General features: G+C 32.9%; 28 protein-coding genes and 6 pseudogenes. 20 read left to right on the top strand and 14 right to left on the bottom strand.

Features of this window, described 5'->3' with window-relative positions; translation table 11 throughout:
• Positions 1-242: 242 nt before the first annotated feature.
• Both Q9B79_RS20550 and Q9B79_RS20545 read right to left on the bottom strand, forming a co-directional pair.
• A pseudogene (locus Q9B79_RS20550) lies at positions 243-545 on the bottom strand (tyrosine recombinase XerS); the annotation flags it as partial.
• Positions 546-694: 149 nt separating this feature from the next.
• A pseudogene (locus Q9B79_RS20545) lies at positions 695-1,054 on the bottom strand (tyrosine-type recombinase/integrase); the annotation flags it as partial.
• On the opposite strand from Q9B79_RS20545, the pseudogene Q9B79_RS20540 reads away from it, so the two are divergent.
• Positions 1,055-1,894: pseudogene (locus tag Q9B79_RS20540) on the top strand (helix-turn-helix domain-containing protein); the annotation flags it as partial.
• A gap of 948 nt (positions 1,895-2,842) precedes the next feature.
• Here Q9B79_RS20540 and Q9B79_RS20535 read toward each other — a convergent pair.
• Both Q9B79_RS20535 and Q9B79_RS20530 read right to left on the bottom strand, forming a co-directional pair.
• Positions 2,843-3,592 (bottom strand): hypothetical protein, encoded by a 750-nt coding sequence (locus Q9B79_RS20535; RefSeq protein ID WP_306187140.1) that lies wholly within the window; start codon positions 3,590-3,592, stop codon positions 2,843-2,845.
• 269 nt (positions 3,593-3,861) lie between these two features.
• A pseudogene (locus Q9B79_RS20530) lies at positions 3,862-4,277 on the bottom strand (DDE-type integrase/transposase/recombinase); the annotation flags it as partial.
• Positions 4,278-4,368: 91 nt separating this feature from the next.
• On the opposite strand from Q9B79_RS20530, the pseudogene Q9B79_RS20525 reads away from it, so the two are divergent.
• The 4 genes and pseudogenes from Q9B79_RS20525 to Q9B79_RS20510 form a co-directional block, all read left to right on the top strand.
• Positions 4,369-4,629: pseudogene (locus tag Q9B79_RS20525) on the top strand (S-layer homology domain-containing protein); the annotation flags it as partial.
• A 112-nt stretch (positions 4,630-4,741) separates the two neighbouring features.
• Positions 4,742-5,056 carry a PadR family transcriptional regulator gene (locus tag Q9B79_RS20520; protein ID WP_001078069.1) on the top strand — a complete coding sequence of 105 codons (315 nt, stop codon included), beginning with the start codon at positions 4,742-4,744 and terminating at the stop codon, positions 5,054-5,056.
• 13 nt (positions 5,057-5,069) lie between these two features.
• Entirely contained in the window at positions 5,070-5,681 is a 612-nt protein-coding gene (locus Q9B79_RS20515) for a DUF2812 domain-containing protein (protein WP_306187138.1), read from the top strand.
• Positions 5,682-5,820: 139 nt separating this feature from the next.
• The gene (locus tag Q9B79_RS20510) at positions 5,821-6,009 is read left to right on the top strand and encodes a hypothetical protein (RefSeq protein WP_306187136.1); all 189 of its coding nucleotides are present in this window, start codon (positions 5,821-5,823) and stop codon (positions 6,007-6,009) included.
• Positions 6,010-7,357: 1,348 nt separating this feature from the next.
• Here Q9B79_RS20510 and Q9B79_RS20505 read toward each other — a convergent pair.
• Positions 7,358-7,465, bottom strand: a complete 108-nt coding sequence (locus tag Q9B79_RS20505) for a YjcZ family sporulation protein (protein WP_000505670.1) — start codon at positions 7,463-7,465, stop codon at positions 7,358-7,360.
• A gap of 311 nt (positions 7,466-7,776) precedes the next feature.
• Here Q9B79_RS20505 and Q9B79_RS20500 point away from each other — a divergent pair, with 311 nt between their 5' ends.
• Positions 7,777-8,190: a hypothetical protein gene (locus Q9B79_RS20500; protein WP_306187132.1), complete on the top strand. Its 414-nt coding sequence runs from the start codon at positions 7,777-7,779 to the stop codon at positions 8,188-8,190.
• Positions 8,191-8,278: 88 nt separating this feature from the next.
• On the opposite strand, the gene Q9B79_RS20495 is transcribed toward Q9B79_RS20500, so the two are convergent.
• A complete protein-coding gene (locus tag Q9B79_RS20495) occupies positions 8,279-8,734 on the bottom strand; it encodes an LptM family lipoprotein (protein ID WP_306187130.1) in 456 nt (151 codons plus the stop codon).
• A 345-nt stretch (positions 8,735-9,079) separates the two neighbouring features.
• Here Q9B79_RS20495 and Q9B79_RS20490 point away from each other — a divergent pair, with 345 nt between their 5' ends.
• The 3 genes from Q9B79_RS20490 to Q9B79_RS20480 all read left to right on the top strand — a co-directional run bounded on the left by Q9B79_RS20490 (position 9,080) and on the right by Q9B79_RS20480 (position 10,047).
• Positions 9,080-9,469: a YflT domain-containing protein gene (locus tag Q9B79_RS20490; protein WP_001970546.1), complete on the top strand. Its 390-nt coding sequence runs from the start codon at positions 9,080-9,082 to the stop codon at positions 9,467-9,469.
• 50 nt (positions 9,470-9,519) lie between these two features.
• Positions 9,520-9,720, top strand: coding sequence for a CsbD family protein (locus Q9B79_RS20485; RefSeq protein ID WP_097890582.1), 201 nt, complete (start codon positions 9,520-9,522; stop codon positions 9,718-9,720).
• Positions 9,721-9,795: 75 nt separating this feature from the next.
• Positions 9,796-10,047 carry a GlsB/YeaQ/YmgE family stress response membrane protein gene (locus tag Q9B79_RS20480; RefSeq protein WP_000522902.1) on the top strand — a complete coding sequence of 84 codons (252 nt, stop codon included), beginning with the start codon at positions 9,796-9,798 and terminating at the stop codon, positions 10,045-10,047.
• 182 nt (positions 10,048-10,229) lie between these two features.
• On the opposite strand, the gene Q9B79_RS20475 is transcribed toward Q9B79_RS20480, so the two are convergent.
• Positions 10,230-10,430 (bottom strand): methyltransferase, encoded by a 201-nt coding sequence (locus Q9B79_RS20475; RefSeq protein WP_306187128.1) that lies wholly within the window; start codon positions 10,428-10,430, stop codon positions 10,230-10,232.
• Positions 10,431-10,779: 349 nt separating this feature from the next.
• Between Q9B79_RS20475 and Q9B79_RS20470 the strand changes: the two genes are divergently transcribed.
• The 5 genes from Q9B79_RS20470 (at position 10,780) to Q9B79_RS20450 (ending at position 14,163) form a co-directional block, all read left to right on the top strand.
• A complete protein-coding gene (locus Q9B79_RS20470) occupies positions 10,780-11,118 on the top strand; it encodes an STAS domain-containing protein (RefSeq protein WP_048526513.1) in 339 nt (112 codons plus the stop codon).
• 6 nt (positions 11,119-11,124) lie between these two features.
• Complete coding sequence (rsbW, locus tag Q9B79_RS20465) at positions 11,125-11,607, top strand: anti-sigma B factor RsbW (protein WP_306187127.1); 483 nt, start codon at positions 11,125-11,127, stop codon at positions 11,605-11,607.
• Positions 11,570-12,346, top strand: coding sequence for an RNA polymerase sigma factor SigB (gene sigB / locus Q9B79_RS20460; protein WP_098669112.1), 777 nt, complete (start codon positions 11,570-11,572; stop codon positions 12,344-12,346). Before rsbW ends, sigB begins: the two co-directional genes overlap by 38 nt.
• A gap of 69 nt (positions 12,347-12,415) precedes the next feature.
• A complete protein-coding gene (locus Q9B79_RS20455) occupies positions 12,416-12,856 on the top strand; it encodes a ferritin-like domain-containing protein (RefSeq protein WP_306187123.1) in 441 nt (146 codons plus the stop codon).
• 164 nt (positions 12,857-13,020) lie between these two features.
• The gene (locus Q9B79_RS20450) at positions 13,021-14,163 is read left to right on the top strand and encodes a fused response regulator/phosphatase (RefSeq protein ID WP_306187121.1); all 1,143 of its coding nucleotides are present in this window, start codon (positions 13,021-13,023) and stop codon (positions 14,161-14,163) included.
• Between the two features lie 186 nt (positions 14,164-14,349).
• On the opposite strand, the gene Q9B79_RS20445 is transcribed toward Q9B79_RS20450, so the two are convergent.
• The 3 genes from Q9B79_RS20445 to Q9B79_RS20435 all read right to left on the bottom strand — a co-directional run bounded on the left by Q9B79_RS20445 (position 14,350) and on the right by Q9B79_RS20435 (position 18,370).
• Entirely contained in the window at positions 14,350-15,207 is an 858-nt protein-coding gene (locus Q9B79_RS20445) for a CheR family methyltransferase (RefSeq protein WP_306187118.1), read from the bottom strand.
• 16 nt (positions 15,208-15,223) lie between these two features.
• Positions 15,224-17,914, bottom strand: a complete 2,691-nt coding sequence (locus tag Q9B79_RS20440; protein ID WP_306187116.1) for an ATP-binding protein — start codon at positions 17,912-17,914, stop codon at positions 15,224-15,226.
• Positions 17,915-18,118: 204 nt separating this feature from the next.
• Complete coding sequence (locus Q9B79_RS20435; RefSeq protein WP_000991708.1) at positions 18,119-18,370, bottom strand: hypothetical protein; 252 nt, start codon at positions 18,368-18,370, stop codon at positions 18,119-18,121.
• 208 nt (positions 18,371-18,578) lie between these two features.
• On the opposite strand from Q9B79_RS20435, the gene Q9B79_RS20430 reads away from it, so the two are divergent.
• The 4 genes from Q9B79_RS20430 to Q9B79_RS20415 all read left to right on the top strand — a co-directional run bounded on the left by Q9B79_RS20430 (position 18,579) and on the right by Q9B79_RS20415 (position 20,077).
• The gene (locus tag Q9B79_RS20430; protein WP_000359816.1) at positions 18,579-18,716 is read left to right on the top strand and encodes a hypothetical protein; all 138 of its coding nucleotides are present in this window, start codon (positions 18,579-18,581) and stop codon (positions 18,714-18,716) included.
• Positions 18,717-18,755: 39 nt separating this feature from the next.
• Positions 18,756-19,286: a general stress protein gene (locus tag Q9B79_RS20425; RefSeq protein ID WP_306187113.1), complete on the top strand. Its 531-nt coding sequence runs from the start codon at positions 18,756-18,758 to the stop codon at positions 19,284-19,286.
• Positions 19,287-19,425: 139 nt separating this feature from the next.
• Positions 19,426-19,629, top strand: a complete 204-nt coding sequence (locus Q9B79_RS20420) for a DUF4028 family protein (protein ID WP_306187110.1) — start codon at positions 19,426-19,428, stop codon at positions 19,627-19,629.
• Positions 19,630-19,765: 136 nt separating this feature from the next.
• Positions 19,766-20,077, top strand: coding sequence for a YbjQ family protein (locus tag Q9B79_RS20415; protein WP_000637511.1), 312 nt, complete (start codon positions 19,766-19,768; stop codon positions 20,075-20,077).
• Positions 20,078-20,631: 554 nt separating this feature from the next.
• Here the strand turns inward: Q9B79_RS20415 and Q9B79_RS20410 are convergent.
• A pseudogene (locus Q9B79_RS20410) lies at positions 20,632-20,938 on the bottom strand (hypothetical protein).
• 329 nt (positions 20,939-21,267) lie between these two features.
• Between Q9B79_RS20410 and Q9B79_RS20405 the strand changes: the two are divergent.
• The gene (locus Q9B79_RS20405) at positions 21,268-21,783 is read left to right on the top strand and encodes a shikimate kinase (protein WP_306187108.1); all 516 of its coding nucleotides are present in this window, start codon (positions 21,268-21,270) and stop codon (positions 21,781-21,783) included.
• A 304-nt stretch (positions 21,784-22,087) separates the two neighbouring features.
• Here the strand turns inward: Q9B79_RS20405 and Q9B79_RS20400 are convergent, their stop codons facing one another.
• A complete protein-coding gene (locus Q9B79_RS20400; RefSeq protein ID WP_306187106.1) occupies positions 22,088-23,080 on the bottom strand; it encodes a zinc-dependent alcohol dehydrogenase family protein in 993 nt (330 codons plus the stop codon).
• Positions 23,081-23,209: 129 nt separating this feature from the next.
• Entirely contained in the window at positions 23,210-23,350 is a 141-nt protein-coding gene (locus tag Q9B79_RS20395; protein WP_000273537.1) for a YflJ family protein, read from the bottom strand.
• Positions 23,351-23,504: 154 nt separating this feature from the next.
• Here Q9B79_RS20395 and Q9B79_RS20390 point away from each other — a divergent pair, with 154 nt between their 5' ends.
• The gene (locus Q9B79_RS20390) at positions 23,505-23,867 is read left to right on the top strand and encodes a hypothetical protein (RefSeq protein WP_000582777.1); all 363 of its coding nucleotides are present in this window, start codon (positions 23,505-23,507) and stop codon (positions 23,865-23,867) included.
• A gap of 26 nt (positions 23,868-23,893) precedes the next feature.
• Here the strand turns inward: Q9B79_RS20390 and Q9B79_RS20385 are convergent, their stop codons facing one another.
• Positions 23,894-24,079, bottom strand: coding sequence for a YhzD family protein (locus Q9B79_RS20385; protein ID WP_000539553.1), 186 nt, complete (start codon positions 24,077-24,079; stop codon positions 23,894-23,896).
• Between the last annotated feature and the right edge of the window lie 118 nt (positions 24,080-24,197).

Raw genomic sequence — 24,197 nt, 5'->3', positions numbered from 1 at the left:
TGAAAAAACGACGTCTGATTCAAGAATTCGTCTCTATTTATATGATTCAAAGTATATATCGACCTCTATCAATTGCACGATAAAGATAGTACCAATCCCGGTTATTGAGTGAAGTTGAAGTACATATATTAAGAAATTTAAGATTAAAGGATTATTAGAGAACATTTACTTAATACCTTAATCAATCTTTTTTATAAATTAAACTCCACTCCAAAAACAAACCCATGCATTTTAATCACTATTTATTCAAAATGCATGGGTTTCTTCTCATTATTAATATTTGTATAGAAAGTTATCACTTCTACAGAAGTATGGCCAAGTGGGTCGCATAGCAATACTAGGTTCCTGCTTTCCTTATACTGATTGATAGAGTATGTATGTGGCAGTTTATGAAGATTACCTTTCCCGCCAAATGTACTTGTATATTTATCGATTAAATTCTATATAGCTCTAACGATTAGCTACGTATATTTTCCTTTACAATTTGTGACGAAAAGTAAGTCCACATCTTGAAGACAGTTATATTTTCTAGGACGAATATTTAAAACCTACACTTATATTCCTATTCTTGAGAATACTACGAAATTTAACTAATATACAACAGAATAATGCTATTTTATTATGAAAATTTTACTCAATAAAATAATTTTTTTTGATGATTATTTTCCGTGATTTTCATTACCTATTCTCCCCCTCATTTTAGTATATCCGCAAAGGAAGTACCCACATTATTCTTCCGTTTCATATGCTTCTCTAAATAGATTTTTGTTGTTTGAATATTCTCATGCCCCAGCGTTTGCATTAAATGATACAAATCAGCATTTCCCTGTTCAACTGCCATAATTGCAAAGGCATGTCGAAATGTATGCGCGGTTACTGGATTTTCACGGTATTGTAAAAACGCTAAGTTTGTCTTTTTTATCATATCCGTTACCTGGTTCGATAACGTTTTTGAATTATAAAAGTTTCCTCTTTGATTTACAAATACAGGACCTTCATCTCCTCGATCCAAAACAGTTTGGAATCCTCTTCTCCGTCTCATTTCACAAATACAGAGGATATTGAACGTTTAAAAAATAAAAATGAGGTTAAAGGCCTTAGCACGAAAGAAGTAGCTGAAATTCTTAATGTTGCACCATCTACTATCTTTACATACATCAAATCTGGAAAATTACCCGCAACAATGGTAGAAAAACGAGGAAAACAAGTATATATTATTGATGAGGAAGAGCTAGAGATTTTTATGCTTGATTATGAAAAAACTAAAACAAAAGAGTGAAAAACATTTATTACTAAGATTCAAGATGAAGATATATATTTATATCAATTGTTAACACATAAACATACCGGAAAAACAGCTAGGGTAATAGAGATTAATGGAGAAGACGGCAAGATTCTTACAGAGGACGAAGAAATTTTCCCTCTATCCACTTATAAGGAACATAATTACACCTTTGAACCTTTCATTAAAAAAGCGGTAATTACAAAGCGCGGGTATTTATCTTTTTCATTTAAAAAACCTCAACTATTTAATTCCATTACTTATAATCTAATAAACTTATTTTATAAGGAGCTAGGTGTCACAAATATGCGATTGAGTATTTCATTAGATACTATCAGCTTAGAAATTAAACCTTTCGTATTACAAGTAGATCCATTGCAGTTTCAAGAGGAGATTAAGTACTTACATTCTCATATGAAATCCGGTACAATACTCCCACATATAGAAGGAGTTTACTTTAAAAGTAATGTAGAGCCATTAACTTTTCATACAGATCATGAATTTAAGCAAAAAGTAGTGCAAATGGCAGCGGATGCGGGAATTGGCCAAGAAGAGTTCTTGTTACAAGCTGTAAGATTATATATAACGAATTTAGAAAAACAAAAAATATAGTTTTAAAGGGATACACATAGAGTCTTATCGTTTCCGTACCCCAATGGTGCATTCTTACTTATTAATTAGCATTTAAATCGGAATATAATTTACTATTTTTCGATGAATTTATAGTTGTAATGAAATATAATTTTCCAATTAATCTCAAACTAGAAAAGTGTACCTTTTGGGAGTGTACAAACTCACAACATGGGATAGAAAATTTTTAGTATAAAAATATCTAGAAAAAGAAAGGAGGTACTTATGGAGGAATATTCAAAATTTATTTTCCATGCAATTAAATCGTTGCTGCTTCTCATGTTAACTGTTGTACTGATTGGAGTGGTAAGATTAATAGATAATCATTTGAAGTGGGGAATTTTCGGGGTAGATGGATTTCAGGTATCATCGGTTGTTATGTTTTTGATAGCAGTTTTGATCGTGTTTAAATTGGTGAGGGATTATTTTTTTCAACATTTCGTTAAGATACGAAAGAAACACCTTGTTATGGCAATAGGTAGATCTATATTTCTTGATTCTAATCAATACTTTTCTCAACATATATATGTATTGACTATGTTAAACTTATAGCAAGACGCCTTAATTCCCCTGAAAGGATAGGTGATGAATTTGGACAAAAAATACTTATGGATAGCATTAATTTTAAGTTTTTTAGTTATTGCACCATTTAGTTGGTATTTCGGCACCACATCCTTATTAACAGTAGTTATTAGGATGATAACCGAATTTTCTCTTTACTTTATAGGGATACTAACAGCGCTTCATTTTATACAATATTTGAGGGGAAAATCAGAACACGACAAGCAAATAATTGAACTTTTAAAAGAGATTTCTGAGAAGCAAAAAAAAAATAATTTATAGTTCCAAACAAAAAAGAGAACATTTTAATGTTCTCTTTTTATACTAAATTATATTATAGATTTGAAGCTTCTTGAATCAGTTCACTTTTTACCCATTTATATTTGAATCTTCCCAAGCTCTATCATTTCCTACACGTATATATAACCACTGATGAGAATCTCCACCATTTTTATCGGTATATTTAAATGACAGTCCACCATACGCAGAATATTGTGCTGTTTCCCATTGTCTAAATACTCCCCAATCCTCTTTAGTATATCCACCAGAAGTTTGTATATCCCATCCATAAACTCTATCAAGTTTATCGTATGCTCCCTGATGATTACAATAATCCGCGTAATAATAAGCAGTAAATGAAGAGAAAGGCTTTCTATATACTTTAGCCCCTTGCACACAAGAATAACCTGATCCGTTTGTCCAAGTTCCACCAGTAATGCTATCTTGCGGTCCCTTTATTCCTTTTATTGGCTGTACTTTATTAGGTTGCACTTCATTTCCTTTTTCATCAAAAAACTTCGCTTCACTATAATCAATTCCCGCCTCTTCTTTTGAACCATCTGGAAAAGTTGTTAAAGTAGCTGTTTCACTTAATCTTTCTTTTTTTCCAAGCGATTTCTTTTCAGGATTAACATTATCTAAAGTTTCCCCGTTATTTACTTTTTCTATTAAATTTTTTTGAACCCTAGTATCGCCATAACTTTCTTTAATAGATTTGATTTGTTCTTCTTTATTTTCTTTTTTAACCTCTGTTGTACTCGCAAAAGATGAAGGTGCAAATGAACCAATAGCTAAAGACAACGTAAATAAACCTACTGTAATTTTATTCCCCAGTTTCATATTTCTTCCTCCCTAACTTTTTTAAAATCCAAATACTTCCATAAATATACAACTTTTATCCAAAAAATGGAACCTTTTCGAAATTGAGAAAATATTATCTTAATATTTTGACTTTATTCGAGAAATACGAATCCGAATATTTTTTATAAAAAGTTGTGTTATCGTTAAAGTGTTAAATGTATGAATTTTCCAGACGTTCAAAAACAGGTTCTGGTGCAAAAATAGAATAAAAGATAATAAAGCGCATAGATTCCTAACGGAATCGTATCTTATGCCGCAAGCCCAAACAATTGATGGATGAATTCTTTCTGATTTTGGACAGACAGGTTCCGTAAATCAATTTGTTCTTTTTTTATCATATGCATGACTTCTACTCCAGAAAGAATGGATGTAGCTGTGTCAAAATATTTGAACCCTAGCATAGAACGAATTCGCTTCTTTATAAAACGATGATCTTGTTCTACTATGTTATTCAAGTACTTTTGTTGTCTAAGTCGCATATCACGAGGTATGCTTTTTTCTTTTTTAACTGTTCAATTACTATAGGATAAGCTGGATTTTTATCGACTGTTATAACACGAGGTGTTGAAACATGAAAAGACTGCAAGGCCTTCTTGCAAAAACACTTTGCAGCTTTATGGTCTCTTGTTTTGCTTAGGTAAAAATCGATTGTATTTCCTTTTCCATACCAATCACGCACCTTCTTTACATTAGTAGTATCAGTATGTCTAAGATTTGTAGATTTATTGCAATTGTCCTGAAGTTTTTGCACCAGAATCAAAGATACAAAGTTAAATTATTTAGAATACATCGCAAATAACTATAATGAATTCAAAAATAAAATGCAGCAGCGTTATAGCACAAAATCAGCAAAGATTGAAATCCTTTATAAACAATCAATGGATGGCGCATTGCAAGATGTGAAAAAAGTAATCGGAGAAATCGGTTATCCGCAAGGAGCGAACCGTGTTTCTTATAAAGCTGAGCCGTATAATGCGAAAGAAGGGTATTCTTTAGTGACGATTACGTTTATGTAAAAAAATAACCTAGATCCTATGGGATCTAGGTTATTTTTTTATAACTTAATTTGACATATACAGTCTAACTATATAGCTAAACTATATAGTTATCGTTACATTGGAGGTCTTTATGAATAGAGATAAAAATTTACCATTAACGGAAACAACGTATTACGTTCTTTTAGCTTTATTAGAGCCAGCACATGGTTATTTAATTATGCAAAAGGTAGAGGAATTGAGTAATCATCAAGTGAAAATCGCAGCGGGTACATTGTATGGGGCGGTTGAAAATTTATTAAAACAAGGTTTAATAGAATCGGTAAAAAGTGAAGATAAACGAAGAAAAGTGTATGTCATTACGGAACGTGGGAAAGAAGTATTGCATTTAGACTTTATGAGAATGCAGCACATTATTACGGTTACAAAAAGTTTATTACACGTATAGTTAGGGGGAAACGATGATGTGGAAATTGAAATTCTTTTTAGACTTTGAGAAAGAGGAAAAATGGTTAGAAGAGATGGCTTGGAAAGGCTATCAACTAGAGAGCGATACATTTGGTTATACATTTAGATATACAGAACCAGAAGATGCGACGATTAAAATAGACCATAGAGTATTTAGTAGAAAAAGTGATTTTATTAATTACTGCACATTATTTGAAGATAGTGGCTGGGAGCATATAGCTGGTAATTGGTGGTCAGGTACGCACTATTTTAAAAAGGGAAATGAGGAAAGTGAAGATGACATTTTTTCAGATCAAATGTCACGAGCAGGGAAATATAAACGTCTATCTAAAACATTTTTAGAATTAGCTATATGTTCTATTCCGATATTAATTCTATTCATGTTTAATGACACGATTCATTTAGGAGCACTTGCAAATCCGAAAGAACTATATTTTACGCCAGGACTATGGGATAAGCAAGGTGTATCATTTCTATGGTCATTCTTATTTGAAACACCACTTGCATTGATGAGAGGCTTTGCATGGTTGTTTATCCCTGCTGCAATTGTTATGTATTTAGTTTGTTCGTATAAAGCAAATCGATTATATGAAGAGAGAAGATGATAGGATGGGTCCCCTTAAAGCTGATGCTTTGAGGGGATTTGTTGCATTTGAAAATGCAACATCTGGGTTTAATTGTAAAATATTTACTTTATAAGCGTTTGAATGCGATATAATTTTAATAATAATAGTCCTTAGGAGGATGATGGTCATTCATACACTTTTAGGTATTATTGGAGCAATTGTTTTACTCGCTTTTGTTATCCACCCCGGCGTCCCAGACAAAAGTGTCCCTCTAAAAAATATACTTGCAGTAATCCTTCCATTGATTGTTATATCCGGGTTAATTTCATTGTATATACAATTTGAAAATGTACGTAACTTAATTTAATAAAAACCTCATTAGAACTACGACTATGGCTACTTCTTCACGATAATTACGTGCTAATTCCTTTTTCTTCTGGTTCCTACGTCATATATAAGATATACAGTATAAATTTTATTGGTATGTTACATCCGCTTAGCATGTGGTTTTACCTTTAATTAATAGCTTATTCTCTTGTTAATCGCTGCAAGGATTACCAAAATATCTAATACAGAAGACCGGCATACATAAACTATTGTATTTCTCAATAAACAAAAACAACTTAACATGGTAAAATAATAGTTGGATGGGAGTCCAATACATATTATTAAAATTAAGATGGTTCAAGTCGGAGGAAGGCACCTTAGGGTGTCTTTTCTTTATTTTGCTAATGAATAGCATGTCCTCTTCTATATAACTCTTTAAAATATAAAATGTGCCATCTTTGCCCTTCCCTTATGAAGGGAGGGACAGGAATGAAAAAACGTAAAAAAAGGCGACCAAAAAGACAGAATCACAGTCTTTCGTAAGTAATCTAGCATCGTGGACGACAGTACTGAGAAATATTCATTACTTCTTCACGCAAAACCAGTTTGTAAAACATATAATTCAATTCATCAAAGAACAAATTGGAATGTAAAAAAGTGCTGCTATGATTAGCAACACTCAACTCAAAAACTAAAGTAGATCGAACACTGAGCTGAAAGTACTGACCATACTTTCTTCGCACAAGACCAAAGTGATTTAGAAGCGGCAAAGATGTCAGTGTTCTATCTTCTACTAAGATTATATTTTATTTTGTCCATAATAGACCTATATATACGTTAATAAAAAAGAAATACCCTGGCGACCAACCGGGGTATTTCATGACCGATAGGAATGAAAAAACTTGGCGACCAAACCTAGCTTTTGTGTTATTCCCATAAAATTTAAAAACTAAGCAACATCTTGTTGCACTTTTATTTTATCATTATCTTTCTCTGATTGGAATACATTAGATTATTTTTTAGATAAGAGTCCAATACATATTATTAAAATTAAGATGGTTCAAGTCGGAGGAAGGCATCTTAGGGTGTCTTTTTCTTTTTTAAAATGACAGTTTTGACTTAAAGAAGATTCATTTTCAATGGATGATTCCCATGAATATATAAATAAAGTTTATCCATTGATAACTAAGTTGAAAGTGGAAAATATGTTGTAATGACAATTTTACTTCTTCTATTTTCATGAATATGTATAATTACATAAAAATTCAGAGGAAAAGAGAGTATACTTTCTTATTGTGTAATAAAGATAGGGCCTGCCTACGGAAATAGGTGGGCTTTTTTTACATATGAAGAAAAGACACTCACATGAGTGTCTTTTCGATAGTTTTTTAGCAGAAGCAAGCAGCTCCAACGATGATTAATAAAATAAACAATACAACTAATAAAGCAAATCCTCCGGCGAAGCCACAGCCGCCACAACTACCACCAAAGCCCATAACAGTTCCTCCTTTTAATAGGAGGGGAAAAACAAAGGTTCACTCATGTGTTTTAACGGATTCCATTTACTTTATGCTTTTATGAATGAATGGAGCAGGTCCTTTTGAAAATAGATTTATTTATTCTTAGAAAGAGTTCAAGGGCAAAATAAGAGAATCTATATTATTCTTTAAGAAGGAATAAATAAAAAATAAAATATCCAAAAAGACAGATGGAAATCCGCTTTTATACCTTTCATTCAAATAATACTAGCATTATATATTATAAGGAATACTTGTCCTTAATTGTAAATGAAAGGGGGGGAATTGATATGAGTTATGGCTATGGTCATCCTCCTGGAAGATGTCATAAACATCACAATGAAACTTTGTCAACGGGTGTATTACGTAGACATTCCGCTACGTTGTTTCTTACTGTGGAAGCTATGAATGTTGATCCAGATGATACTCATACAGTAACTGTTGAAATGTTTGATTGGTCATCGGGTTCTCCGGTATTGTTACCATTAGTAGACCCTTCAACACAAACATTGGCACCTAATCGATATGTTACTTTTCGTTCAGCAGCTCTTCCTCCAGGAGTTTTTGCTTATGAAGTAAGAATCATTCGTTCGAAACATCGAGATGTTGTTACGAATGTTTTTGGTCTTAGTGCAATAGTATTTAACCCACAAGAAGGAAATAATGTTTTACAACATGATTTAGCAAAATTAGATATTAAATAGATTGTATAAAAGTTTATTTATTGGACAAGATTAAAAAAGAGTAGGATGCACAATCCTACTCTTTTTTAACATCAATTATATTAAAATTTTAAAAGAAATCCTTCATCATTTTCGCATCTTTAATGTTCACTACCACACTTTCAACCTTATCTTTCTTCTCATCTTTAGCAATCGTAATTTGCTCCTTATTATCAACCCATACAAGAAACTCTTCTTTTACGTCATCTTTATATGTAACGGTAATAGTAGAATGTGCAGATTCTCTCTTTTTGTGATCTAGTGTGATTTGCTTAGGAGTGCCTTTTTGAATTGCTGAAACGATAGATTGTATCATTTCTTCGTTGTCGGTTTGAGATTTTGAAACGTTGTTATTTTTTGTGCTAAGTATTTCGATATCTGTAATGTTTGCGGAGTTTAATTGAAAGGCATTTTGTTTCTGTTCTTGCTTAGCTTGTGGAGATTTGTCTGTAGCTGAGGTACTGGCACAGCCTATTAAAGTGAAAGATAGAGCGGTTAGAGTACATATAGATATGATTTTTTTCATAGTATCCCTCCTTACGCTTAATTATAACAATTTTCTGTTAATTTAGGTAGTTATTGTAAGTGGATTTATCCCGCTTTAATGGGCAGTAAGACCCCCACCTCAAAATTCAGCGAAAGAAAAGAAGTTAGGTGGGGGATCAACTGCCCATAAAAGTCCGATTGGTGAGGGCTAATAATCAGTGGGGGATGAAGAAAACCCCCACTGATTAAAGTTTCACTTTATTCTACTAGTTTTAGGATAGAAAAAATTCACATAACTTTTTTCATATTTTATGTTTAACATTTCGAAAATGGGTGTACTACATATAATATAACAAATAATTCATTTTAAAGGAGGAAGTTAAAGATGGAAACGAAGTATAGTAAACCTTTTGTATATGAATTTATTACGGAGAAAGAGGTCATGAATGCGGCGAATGATCTAGTGAAGAAAGGAATAGACCAAAAAGATATTTACGTATTAACACATGAGAAAGACAGGACAAATAGAATCGCAGATAATGCAGACGTGAATACAATTGGGATAAAAGAGGAAGGGCTTGGGACAAGCATTATTAACGTCTTTCAAAACACGGGAGATCAGTTAAGAAATAAGATGCAAGAGTTAGGGCTTAATGAGGAAGAAGCAAACTTCTACGAAGAAAAGCTGGATGAAGGAAAAATCTTGTTATTCGTTAAGGATTTAGAAAGAGTCGGTGAATGGTTACAAGAAAGAAGATGCATGTATTCTATTTAAATTTGTATCCTGTAAATCTATAAATCTATTACGAAAAGGAGATTGTAAATATGAGTGAGAACGGGCTAAAAGAACAAGTTAAAGGCAAAGTTGAAAAGAAAAAAGGACAAGTAAAAGAAGGAATTGGTGAAGTTACAGACGATAGAGAGTTGAAAAATGAAGGAAAGTGGGAAAAGACGAAGGGAACGATAAAAGAAAAAGTCGGAAAAGTGAAACAAAAGATAAGTGATGAATTGGATAATAAAGAATAATATATGTTCATCAAGCTTTGGTTATATACCAAAGCTTGATGAATCCAATATAAAACGAATATAGGGGGGTTAATTGTGGGACTTATTATTACGTGTATCGTAGGTGGACTTATTGGTGCGTTAGCTGGAATGATTACGGGGAAAGACTTTCCTTTAGGTATAGTTGGTAATGTGATTGCTGGATTAATCGGATCTTGGGTAGGTAGTGCGTTATTTGGTCACTGGGGTCCTGAATGGGGAGGCATCTTTATTCTTCCAGCGTTACTAGGTGCAATTGTCTTTATTTTAATCGTTACATTCTTTTCTAGAATGCTACGGAAAGCGTAAGTATGATAATGAATAGTAATCTTAAGTTTGTTATATGTGACTATAAGGTTAGTAAGCTCGTAAAAATACATAAAAAAAGCATCCAAATTAGTTTAATTGGATGCTTTTTTTATGTATTTTACATAGGAATGAGTGGAGGATGAAGAACCTCCACTCATTAAAATTACACTTTCTATTATGTATTAAGCCATCGTTACCTTTTTACAATTATTTATTCTTACGACTTGCCTTGGTTCTATATGAGATAAGTCCTCGTCATTACCTATATCCACTACAATTGTATTCGTTAGTATGTTAATAATGGAACCAACTAATTTTGTAGCATGATCGTGTCGATAAGAAAATTGAACGAAATCTCCCTTTTTTAAATTGTGCTCTTCCATAGATAGATCCCCCTAAAAATAATGTTTATACGTTATACATACACAAATTTATAAGGTTTAAACATTTTGTAGTATTTTTTAAGCATGAAGCTGGGTAAGGTGTAGAAAAATTATTTATCCCGCTTTAATGGGCAGTAAGACCCCCACCTCAAAATTCAGCGAAAGCAAAGAAGTTAGGTGGGGGATCAACTGCCCATAAAAGTCCGATTGGTTCAACTAATAATCAGTGGGGGATGAAGAAAACCCCCACTGATTAAAGTTTCACTTTATAATTAAAATTAAAAAATATGTTTAAAACTAATTTTTATGGGTAATTAATATAGTAGTAGTTTGAGATAAGGGGGCGGAAATGATGAATTTGGCAGTAAATATTTTGCAAAATGATGTAGGTTATACGGTGCAACTTAATGGTGAGATTGATGCGTATACGGCATCAGATTTAAAAAATAAGATGATGCCTATTGCAAGCGAGAAAGAGGTTCATATTGTAGTAGATTTTACTGAGGTAGAGTATATGGATAGTACGGGCTTAGGCGTGTTTATAGCTCTATTAAAAGCGGTTAAGAAAAATGATGGGAAACTAGAATTTATTGGTGTATCTAAAAGACTAAAAAGATTATTTGATATTACAGGGCTAACAGAAATATTAAATTTGAATTCGGATTTTGAAAAAGTAGAAAGAAGGTGACTAGGGATGATGGAGAGATTTGAAAAGATAGAAATGAAAATTCCTGCAAAGGCAGAATATGTGGCTATTATTCGTTTAACAATGGCTGGTGTTGCGAATCGAATGGGCTTTGCTTATGATGATATAGAAGATATGAAAATTGCTATTAGTGAAGCATGTACAAATATTGTACAACATGCATACAAAGAAGACGTTGGAGAAATTGCAATTGTCTTTGGTCTATATGAAGGTCGATTAGAAATTATGGTTGCTGATAATGGGGTTAGCTTTGATTTTAGTACCTTAAAAGAGAAAGTTGGTCCGTATGATATTAGTAAACCAGTAGAACATTTGCCGGAAAATGGTTTAGGTTTATATTTAATCAATACGTTAATGGATGATATACAAATTATGCATGATGAGGGCATGACAGTTTTAATGACAAAATATATACAAAGAGAGCAGGTGGAGAATGATGGAAATCCAATCTCAACCTACAAATCTTGCTAAAGAAGACGTTATTAAACTAATTGCAGACTTTCAACAAAACCAATGTGATGAAGCGCAGGAAAGATTAGTTAATCACTATAAAAACCTCGTACATTCCATTGCATATCGCTATTCAAAAGGTGGACCGATGCATGAGGATATTATACAAGTAGGAATGTTAGGGCTCTTAGGCGCAATAAGAAGGTATGATTATTCGATAGGGAATGCTTTTGAGCCGTTTGCAATACCTACGATAGTAGGGGAAATAAAGAAGTATTTACGTGATAAGACTTGGGGTATTCATGTTCCAAGGCGAATTAAAGATTTAGGCGGGAAGATTAAACTTGCGATAGAGGAGCTAACAGATCATCTGCAACGTTCACCGAAGATTATAGAGATTGCGGATCATTTAGGGCTATCCGAAGAGGAAGTGCTAGAAATTATGGATGCGAAAAATAATTATCGAGTATCTTCCTTAGATGATGTAGTTGAAAATTCATCGGATGGAAGTTCGGTAGCGAGAATTGAATCTGTAGGTGAAGTAGAGCAAGGATATGAAGAGACAGAAAGGCGTCTCGTTTTAAAGGATATTTTTAACGTATTAAATGAAACGGAAAAGAGTGTTATTCATTATATATTTGGAGAAAATTTAAATCAAAAGGATACAGGGGAACGGTTAGGTATTTCACAAATGCACGTTTCCCGTATTAAAAGACAAGCGATAAGTAAATTGAAGCAAGCAGCATTTTTAGATACATAAAAATTTAAAAGAATTATGTTTAAAACATGAGAAAAGGGGTAGTTATTAAGTATAGGAGGAGATATAAAAATGTCACACGATGTGAAAGAACTAATTGAAGGATTGAATGAAGATTTAGCTGGAGAATACGCAGCAATTATTATGTATAACCATAATGCTGCTACAGTTTCTGGTATATATAGACAAGTGTTAAAACCTTTCTTTGAATCTGAAATTAGTGATGAACAAGGACATGCCCTATATTTAGCAGAGAAAATTAAGACGTTAGGTGGTACACCTACTACCATCCCTTTACCAGTGAAACAAGTAGAAGATGTTAGAGAAATGTTAGAATACGCTAGACAATCAGAATATGAAACAATTAAGCGTTATGAAACGAGAAAAGAACAGGCCGCGAAATTAAATATGACAGAGTTAGTTGTAAAGTTAGAAGATATGATCGCAGATGAAACAAATCATATGGAAGAGTTAGATCGTCTTTTAAGTGACAAAGCAATGGTGTTAAATTAATTTATAGAGTGAAAGAACAAACTCTCATTTCTAGGGGGTTTGTTCTTTTGCTGTATAAATATGTTTGAGTAGGAAATTTTCATTTTATAACTGAGTATGCAATACTAGAAAAATAGAAAGTGATAATAGATTTACATTTTAAATAAGAAAAGGGGAAATAACTTGTGTCCATTTTAATTGTCGATGATAATCCGGTTAACATCTTTGTAATTGAAAAAATTTTAAAACAAGCCGGATATCAGGATCTTGTATCGCTTAATTCTGCACAAGAGCTTTTCGAATATATTCAATTTGGAGAAGATTCTTCAAGGCATAATGAAATTGATTTAATACTATTAGATATTATGATGCCTGAAATTGATGGACTTGAAGTTTGTAGGCGATTACAAAACGAGGAGAAGTTTAAAGATATTCCTATTATTTTTGTAACAGCTTTAGAAGATGCGAATAAATTAGCTGAAGCGCTTGATATAGGCGCAATGGATTATATTACGAAACCGATAAATAAAGTTGAATTGTTAGCGCGTATGCGTGTAGCATTACGCTTGAAATCAGAATTAAATTGGCATAAAGAACAAGAAGAAAACCTTCGCAATGAACTAGATTTAGCTACACAAGTACAAAGAAACTTATTAAGTAGCCCATTAAGAGAAGATCATATAAAAATTGAAGCAAGCTATTTACCTTCATTCAAACTAGCTGGAGATATGTATTATTGGTATAAAATCGATGAAAACCGCTACGGTATTATATTATTGGACGTAATGGGACATGGTATATCTGCTTCATTAGTTTGTATGTTTATTTCGTCTGTATTACGTGAAACGATTAAATCTTTAATCGATCCAGAACTCGTCATTAAAGACTTAAATAAATATATGACTCTTTTACATAATGAGAATGACAATATTCCATATTATTTTACAACGATATACTTAGTAGTGGATACAGAAAAGAGAACGATTGAATATGTAAATGCAGGACATCCTTCTGGATACGTTTTAGTTGATGAAACAAATATGGTTGAACTGAATCGCGGGAGTTGTGCGGTAGGATTTTTTGATGAAATAAAAGTTGAAAAGACAGTTATACCTTTTGAGAAGAACGCTCAAATCACATTGTTTACAGATGGTGTTCTTGAAGCAATTGCAAATGATGAATTTGAGGCTGAAGAGAAATTACGTGCTTTTACAGAAAGAAAATGGGGAGATTTAGAAGAAGAGATAGAAGGGTTTTATAAGGAAGAACAGAAGAAAGCGCAATCAGATGATATGTGCCTCATTATGATACAAACGAATGCGAAATAAAAAGCGTATGAAATCCAAACAGAGGATTTCATACGCTTTTACCCCGCATTAACGGGCAGTAAGACTCCCACCAAAAAAATTAGGCTGAAGCAAAGAAGGTAGGTGGGAGATCAACTGCCCGTAAACGCCCGATTGGTTCAACTAATAATCAGTGGGGAATACCCCCCCACTGATTAAAGTTTCACTTTATTGTATTTTTTGATAGATTTGTTCGTTCGGATTAAATTGGATATAATGCGGCATTATATCGGAAAAACGTAGAGTTTCTTTATTTCCTAAACATAGGAATCCGTTGTGACCTAAACTTTCATAAAATAGTTGTTGTACTTGGTTTTGAAGTTTACTCGTAAAGTAAATTAAAACGTTACGGCAAAGTATAATATGAAATTCGTTAAAAGATTGATCAGTTACTAAATTATGTTGCGCAAAAATAATATTTTGTAAAAGAGATGGATTAAAATAAGCAAAACGATTATCTGTTGAATAGTAGTTAGAAAATGCTTGTGTACCGCCAGCTTGTAAATAGTTTTTCGTATAAGTTTGCATTTTATTTAACGGAAGGATGCCTTGTTTTGCTTTTTCTAACACATCTGTATTCATATCTGTTGCGTAAATAACAGCTTTTTCACTTAATCCTTCTTCGTGAAGTAAGATGGACATGGATAATACTTCTTCACCAGTTGCGCACCCAGCGTGCCAAATTCTAATTTCAGGATACTTTTTTAATTCAGGAATGACATGCTCTCTTAGCGCTTTGAAAAAGTTAGGGTTACGGAACATTTCAGTTACGTTAATGGAGAAATCATTTAATAACTGTTCTAAAACCCCTTCCTCATGAATTACTTTTTCAATTAATTTTGAAATGGTTGGGATATTAGAAATCTGCATTCGATTACAAATTCTTCTATAAATAGATGTGCGAGCATATTGGCGAAAATCGAAGCCAGATAGTTTAAATACCGCTTCCAATAGTAATTCAATTTCTAAGTTCGTACGCTTATCCATATCTACAGATGGATCAAAATTATAATACTTATTTTCCACTTAAACTAAACCTCACTTATTTTATTAACCATACACTCATTACCGAATAGAGTTGATGTAAATTTAATGGTTTACTTATATAATCTGAAGCGCCAGCAGATAAACATTTTTCTTTATCATTTGGCATTGCTTTCGCAGTTAATGCGATAATAGGTATTTCATGTAATCCTAAGTTTATTCGGATATGTTCCATCGTTTCATAACCATCCATATTCGGCATCATAATATCCATTAAAATAAGGTCAATATTTGTATTGTTTTTTAGTATCTCTAAACACTCTATGCCGTTCTGTGCAGTAATAATGTTGGCATGTTGTTTTTTTAATGCATTTTGTAATGCAAATATATTTCGGTGATCATCATCGACAATTAAAATGTTTTTCTCTTGGAAGACGTTACTTGTTTCTGGCGTCACGATAGTTTCCTCCACAACTTCAGCAGGAATAACATCTTCTATCGTTGCTGCAACTTCTAAATTAGATACTTGTACATCAGTTAATCCATTTGGAAGGTTAGGGATATATACGGTGAAAGTACTGCCTTCTCCTACATGACTCTCTAACGTAATCCAACCACCTAACAATCTAGCAAACTCTTTACAAATAGATAAACCTAAGCCTGTACCACCGTATTTTCGAATCGTTGCACCATCTGCCTGTTGAAAGGCTTCGAAAATAAGTTGATGCTGTTCTTTAGCGATACCAATACCAGTATCTTTTACCGAAATTTTCATCCAATCATTACTGATAGACTGCATATCAGGACTTAAATTAGTTGTTGCTATTGAATCGAAATGTAAAGAAACGGATCCTGTTTCCGTGAATTTAAATGCATTGGATAATAAGTTTTTAATAATTTGTTCAATCCGTTTTGCATCTGTATAAAATAAATCAGGAATCGTATCACTGTCTTCAACGGTAAATTGGACATTTTTTTGTGCAGCGATATGTAAAAAGTTTTGATGCATACTTGCTGCCATGTCACTTATATTAGTTGCTTCAAAAATCACATCTAGTTTCCCGGCTTCTACTTTCGATAAATCTAGTATGTCATTAATTAAAGTAAGTAAATCTTTCCCTGATGAATGAATGACAGTTGCTAATTCAATTTCATCGTCGGATAAATGATTATCATGATTTTCTTTTAACATTTCAGATAATAGTAAAATACTATTTAACGGTGTGCGTAATTCATGTGACATATTTGCTAGAAATTCAGATTTGTATTTTGAGCTACGTAATAACTCACTTGCTTTTTCTTCTAATTCTGATTTAGTAATTTGTAAGTCAGCTGTCTTTTGCTCCGCCTCTTCTGTTCTAGACTCTAGTTGTTCATTCGTTGTTCGTAATTCTTCGGCTTGCATTTGTAGTTCCTCAGCTTGCGTTTGCAATTCTTCTGATTGAACTTGCAGCTCTTCTGTCATTGCTTGTGATTCATGTAAAAGAGTTTGAATTCGCATACGTCCCATAATGCTATGGATTGTTAAACCTAGATTATCAACGGTTTGTTGAATTAAATCTTGATGTAAGTCTGAAATCTCAGTTACACTTACTAACTCCATTACTGCGATTACTTCATCCTCAAATAAGATAGGGATAACTAGTAGGTTTTTAGGGCGTATTTCTAATAATCCAGTAGTAACGTAACGAAACTCTTCAGGTATGTCCCTGAGAATAAAACTTTTCTTTTCTAAAGCAGACTGTCCAATGAAACCTTCACCCATTTTAATGGATTGTTTTCCAATATCAGCACCTTGATCTGCGAAAGAAGCTTTCTTCACATAGTAAACAGTATCTTCAATTTCTTCACGTACATAAAATGCACCACAAGAAGTTTGCGTTTTTTGTATAACCCCACTAAGAATTTTGTTACCTAACATCTCAATAGAAGATACACCTTGATACATTAAAATTAATTCGGCAAGCTCAGTTTGCAACCACTCTCTTTTCGATATTTCGTCTAGTAGATGGTTCGTTGTATGAGCCAAATCTTTTATTTCATCATGGCTGTTTACATGAATTCTTTCCGTAATTTTTTCTTTAGAAGAAATGGATTTAATAGCTTGAATTACATTTTTAATTGTTTTTGTAATGGAATTCGAAATATAGAGTGAAATGATAATGGAAATACAAGAAAGTAAGAACAATAAGCTGTATAACCAAATCTCTAATTTATTATTTTCCGTATCTAATTGTGCAGCTCTTTTTTTCGTTAGTTGTTCCTCTACACTACGGAAGTTAGTTAGCTGCGATTGTAGTGATTGAATTTGAGTCGTGTCGATTGCTTGTACGTTATTACTATTATGATTTGTAATGAATGGGTGAATCTCTTTATTAATCCAACTAGTAATGTTTTTATTAATCTGTTTTAACTTTTCTTGCTGAGAGGGGTTATCCTCTAATAGAGCTAAAAGATTTTGATAATGTTTTTCGTAATCCTTTTCTGCAGCGTTAAGGGATTGAACGTAATTTACATCATTAGAAGTGATAAATCCTTTCGTTTTATTTTCAATTGTTAGTAAATCTTTCTCCACTTGATTCGTTAAATTAAGAACTTTAAAATCGTGCTCAATAATAAAGTTACGAGATTTTTGTAAACTGGAAATCTCATTGTTTAGCATAATGAAAGAAATAAGTAAGAACAAAATGATAACTAAATAACCAGCCATAATTTTGTAACGAATACTAAATTTTGCTTTCGATTTCATCAAAAATTCCTACCTTCAAGATTATTAAAAGTTTTCAATCGTAAAGAATGAAAACGTAATATATATTATATCAGTTTTCGTAAGGCCAAACTAGAAATCCCCCTATTGTATTAGGGGGTTCGTTTTTCACAGAGGAAATCATTTTGAAATATAAAACTATATATGAAAAGTAAAAATCGAGGGAATAGGGGGATTATAAAACTTTTAAGAAGGAAAAAGTGTTCTTAAAGCTTTTTTTGCATCTATTCCTTCAAAGATAAATAATACAAGTTCTCTCTTTTTGACAGTAAGGAAAAAAGATACTAATGTGCTTAAGTTTTTAATAGAAGTAAGTGTTCCGTGTTTACTTATAAATACATTCGTTTGAAATGTTGTCATTAAAGCATAAAAGTGATGAATCTGCGTTATTGTAGGTGTTTCATTATAAAGAATAGTAGTAGATTGAATGGCATTCATCGTAATATCCCTTTCTGTATAGTAAGCATAACAATATAAACGTACCCGTTTTAAAAAATGTTAAACATATAAAATTTAAAAAATATAATTATAGTTTTTTACGTTTAGAAAGGGTTGGGAAGGGTATACATATACCATGAAGAGATTGACCGAAAATGAATTGTAAGGTTCTATACTTTTACTTTAAATAAAAAGGAGACTGTTACATATGGATAAAATGATAACGGATATTACATTTGATTTCATTTACTTGTTAAGTAGTTCTCTTGTAGTCCTTTTATTATTAGCATTTTTCGTAAATGGTTATGTGAATAAAAAAATTAGTGTATATAAAAACGAAGAGTAATAAAGATAAATGATATAAAAATTTAGGAGGTTACTAGTTATGAATGTAGACAGAAAAATAGTAGGTGTTTTTAGAAAAATTGATGATGCAGCACTCGTTATTAATGAATTAAAAGATAAAGGATATGCGGCTAATAACATTTCAGCTATTGCAAAGGATCAAGATGAAATTGAACACCTGGAAGAAAAATCGGGTGAAAAAGTGAATCATGAAACTGCACATAAAGGGGATATCTTTTCAGCGACGGGACTTGTAGCAGGAGGAGTAGCAGGTGGACTCGGTGGTTTATTAACAGGTCTTGGTGTACTTGCCGTATCTGGACTGGGCCCAATTGTAGCAGCGGGACCTATCGCAGCAGCTATTGGGGGAGCCGGTATTGGCGGAGGAGCTGGAAGTTTAATAGGAGCATTTATCGGATTAGGCATTCCAGAAGAACACGCTAAGAAGTATGAAGAATACATTTACGATGGAAATATATTAATTTTAGTAGATGCAAAATTAGATGATAAGTTAGAAATCTATGAAATATTTGATAAGCACAATGCGTATAACTCTGATTTCTTTAAATAATATGTACGTCACATATTTAAATATAATGAATATCGTTTTTTGATCTTACAACTTTGGCGCGACCGAGGAGTCGTATGACTATAAGAGAGGAAGGGTTTATAGTAAAAGATCAAGTTTAAGAGAGAAGGGGTGTCTTGTCGTGATTGTAAAAATATTAAAGGATAGTAGTAATAGCTTCCTTTGTACAGTGCAAAATAAAAATGGAGAGAAGTATGTAAAGAAATGGTTTCATAAACAGGGAAACAAGGAAGAATTAGGACGACCAACTTTTAAAGAAGTAGAAAAGGACTGGAAAGAAAATAGAGAATCTTTTATGTATCCGAACGTGAAAGCGTTTTATTAAATGGAATAGGCACTTTATTCTTACAAAACTGTCACATTCCTGTAAGGTAATTCAATAGATTCGTTGCTTGTTCCATGTCATAATAAAGACATAAGAAAGCTTATTTAAACTACAATTTATTAGGAGCGTGTCATTCATGATTGTAACAACAACTTCTGGAATTCAAGGTAAAGAAATTATTGAGTATATCGATATTGTAAATGGTGAAGCTATTATGGGTGCAAATATTGTCCGCGATTTATTCGCTTCTGTTCGTGATGTTGTCGGTGGTCGTGCTGGTTCTTACGAAAGCAAGCTAAAAGAAGCTCGTGATATCGCAATGGATGAAATGAAAGAACTTGCAAAACAAAAAGGTGCGAACGCTATCGTTGGTGTTGACGTAGATTACGAAGTTGTTCGTGATGGAATGTTAATGGTTGCTGTAAGTGGTACAGCTGTACGTATATAAGTAAATAAAAAACAGGCTCACCCCTTGGAGTTTATACTCTGAGGGGATTTTTTTGTTCATAACTAAAGGTAAGAAGGAGAAGAGCCGATATACTAGCCTGCTTATTTCAAATGTAGTATATTATTCCTAAAGATAAAAGTAATAATATGGAAAAATGTCAACTTTATGACAAATAATAAAATTGTCATTTGAGGTAAGAAGAAAAATAATGGTATGAATAGCTTTAGAGAGTGTATAGTTGATAGAAATAAACGATTGAGCATGTAAAGAGTTATAGTACATAAAATTTATTATGAATGGAGGCGATTACATTATGTTTTGGTTAGGATGTTTTTTAGGATACATTGTAGGCTCAGTTATTACATGCGCTCTACTTTACTATGGGTATAGATCTAATGAAAACAAAAAAGCGAATATACAAAAGAGGGAGGAGAGGAAAATCAATCAAAAAGGTGTATAGGATGTGGAAGGTACGGTGATAACGTTGATGCAAAAATAAAGGGCAGTACATATTTTGATGACTACTATGTACTGTCCCGTTTATTTTTTGGGGATTAGGAAAAGTTGTTTTCTGCCTTGCTATAAATTTCATAGGCGAAAAACCCCTAATAAATAGCCGATTCCGGATCCTAAACTCGCTGCAAGAAGTGAATAATCCGGGAAAAACATGCCGAAAATCAAACCGATTATACAGCCAATAAGCATTCCTATCGGTATGAAACTGTCTAATAAAATTTGAGCCTCATTTGATTTTTTCTTACCCAAATTGCCGTGATTATATTTATGTTCCAATCTTTTTATTACAAATACTACAATTCCCCCGACTATTAGAACAGGCCAAATTGCCGTGATTAGCCACATGTTTGAATCTTCTTACCCTTTTTAATTAAATAATACCATATATTAATATATCCTGTTTGAGTGGAGATAATTTTAACATGTAAAAATTTTTAGGCTGTGTGTTGGAGTGAATTTTGATATTCTTGAGTGATACCAAGAATATCAAATGGTGAATATTTGGTATAATTTTTATTAATACAAAGTACAGAAAAATATATTGATTATACAAAATATTTTGATTGTGGTACATTTACAGAATCTCTTGTTTTACAATTTATATCTTAGTATTCTTTGGAGGGCATTCGATGAAAAAGTTTGTTTTGATATTTGGGCCATAAGCAGTTGGGAAAATGACAGTTGGACAAGAACTAGCAAAGATGACTGATTTAAAATTATTTCATAACCATATGACAATTGATTTATTGGAGCCGCTGTATGGATTCTCTCCGGAAATGTGGCGATTAACACATCTCTTTCGAAAAGAAATATTTCAATCATTTTCAAAAAGTGAACATTATGGAATGATTTTTACATACGTATGGGCGTTTAATGAAAAGAAAGATTGGGATGATGTTGAAAGTATATGTAATATTTTTCGTTCCCAAGGAATTGATATTTATTTTGTTGAACTAGAAGCTGATGTAGAAGAAAGACTTCAACGAAATAAAACACCTAATCGACTTGAACATAAGCCAACGAAAAGAAATATTGAACAATCTGAACAGAACTTATTAAGCACATTTGAAAGTTTTAGATTGAATTCAAGAGAAGGAGAAATTACAGAGAAAAATTATATAAGGATCAATAATACGAATCTAAATGCTGCTGAAGTAGCTCAAATTATAAAGAAAGAATTTCAACTATAGTTTTTTAATCTTAACAAATTGAACAGTTCGGATTTTATGAATATCGCATAAACATAACGTAACATTATCAGTAGCAAGGAAAAGGAGGAATCTTCCCCTTACAAGGGAACCTCCTTTCTTTGTTCTATCGATCTATGCATTATTGTATACATTCCTATCCTGACACGGTTTTAGGGTTCTTTTTTGTGTCAAGAAAATGTTGAATAAATAGTGCTCATCAGAGAACGATAAATAAATTAAAACAAGAAGTTCTAACAAACACTGTTATTTAAACGTAGTTCTTTGTTATACGCTTCATGTGCATTCAATAACTCGTCAAAAACACTTTCCCTTTCGTTTTCTCAGCAGACTGCACAACATCAACGGCCGCTTTCACATCCGCTAAGTCATATGTAGAATGTACTTTCATAAAACGTAATTGCTTATTTTCTACTAAGCGAATTAAGTGACGAAACGTTTCTTGCCATTTATATGGTGACACTTCTTTATTCCAATGTCGTAAATGAAATATGTTCGCGTGCACTTTTGCTTTCGTGACAATCTCTGCCCAATTAACTTGTACACCTGATAGAAGACCGATCGTTAAAAAGTGCCCGTTTGGACGTAAGGAGAAAGCTAATTCATTTCCATCTGGTCCTCCGATAGAATCAATCGCAGCATCCGCACCCACCCCGTTTGTTAATTCCATAACGGTTTCATAAAGCGGGGCAGTGGAAGTATCAATTACATATGCAGCACCAAGGCGCAGTAATTCTTCTGTATGCTTATTATTTCTTGTAACGGCAATTAATCGAAAGTTTAAAATTTGTGATAACTGCGCAAATAGATGTCCAATAGCGGATCCACAAGCATTCACTAATAAAACGTCATTACGTTGTAAGTTTAACGTTTCTGTACAAGTAACCCACGCTGTAAGAGGATTAATATACATTTGTGCCGCGGTGAAATCATCGATGGAATCAGGAATAGGGACTACAAAATCAGCTGATGTCTTCACATACTCCTGCCAAGTACCTTCGCCTCGTAACGGTAAAACACGTTTACCGATAAGGTCGCTAGTAACGCCCGCACCAACATCTTCTACAATACCAACACCTTCATAACCAGGTATGTTAGGTAAAGGAATTCTATGTGCGTACGCTCCGGTAATGGGAATTAAGTCAGATGGATTAATCGGTCTAACTAACATACGGACTAAAACTTCATTATCTGTTAATGGTTCTATATTTTTATATTCAACTTGTAATACATCTTTTGGGTTGCCAAACTTGTGAAATTGAATGTGTTTTCCTTGCAAAGTAATTTTCCCCCTTAGTTTGATTGAGTTTATTATAACACCTGTAGTTCAATTGCTTGTTTCATTTACATGTAGGAGGGGATATGTGCAAAATAAAAAGGAAGCAACCGTAGTTGCTTCCTACAACAATTAAGCCGAGGCTCTCTTCATTCTCTCAAGTAAACTAGATAACACATGCGTACGATACGATTCTAGTTTTTTGCCTTCATAAGTACGAATACCTAATTTTTTAAGTTCTTTTACATACCAACCTTTGCTTCCGAAATACATGTGATCGCTCCCCTTCAATTTTGTTTTTATTTGTTCTGATTGCATATGGAGGTACAGGTAATATAATGAAGGAAATGAATTTCGCGCGAAAATGGTTAACTTTGTTGCAAAAGACATATATACTAAAGGTAGTATATAACGAGGTGGGCAAGACGTGATTATAGAGAAGCACGAAATTCAAATTGACCAAATTACGAGCGGTAAAGTGAATATCTTTACTTTCTATAGAAATAGAAAGCAAATTGATGATCATTTTTTACGATTGCAAGAACCATCGCTTACAGCAAACTACTTCTTCCATTTTCATTTTGATGCAGAGAGCTTGCATCTACTGCAGGAAGAGTTTCCAAGCGTATATCCGTACAACGGTAGTGAAACGATTCACGACTGGACGGAAAAGATGAAAGCAGAATTGCAACATCAGATCCAAACAGGAAAATGGAATAAGCGCGTACGTATCGGTAATCGCATTCTAGATGTGGTGTTTACGTGGTGTGACGAAGATATAGTAGAGTGAAAAAGAAGCGGATGACGCTTCTTTTTTTAGCGCTGGAATAAAACGAGCTTACCTGCAGAAGATGTGCAGCGATGTGTTTTTTCATACAATCCTTTTTCTCGTAAAATAGATTCACCTTTTGCTTTCGCTTCTTTTTCAGTTGCCGCCTCGAATGATTCGTCTAATGCTTTAGAACCATCTTTTTCAAAGACTGTTAGAACGTATACTCCCATGAAAATTCCCTCCAATAATAAAAATCAGAATCTTATAACTATTTTGGCATAAATCGCTAGAATATGCAAAGAAATATATGACATTGCGTGTTACAATAAGGTGAAACTTTTGAAACAT

The organism is Bacillus sp. MHSD_36 (assembly GCF_030757775.1).
Taxonomy (GTDB): Bacteria; Bacillota; Bacilli; order Bacillales; family Bacillaceae_G; genus Bacillus_A.
This window is presented reverse-complemented; position numbering and strand designations above follow the sequence as displayed.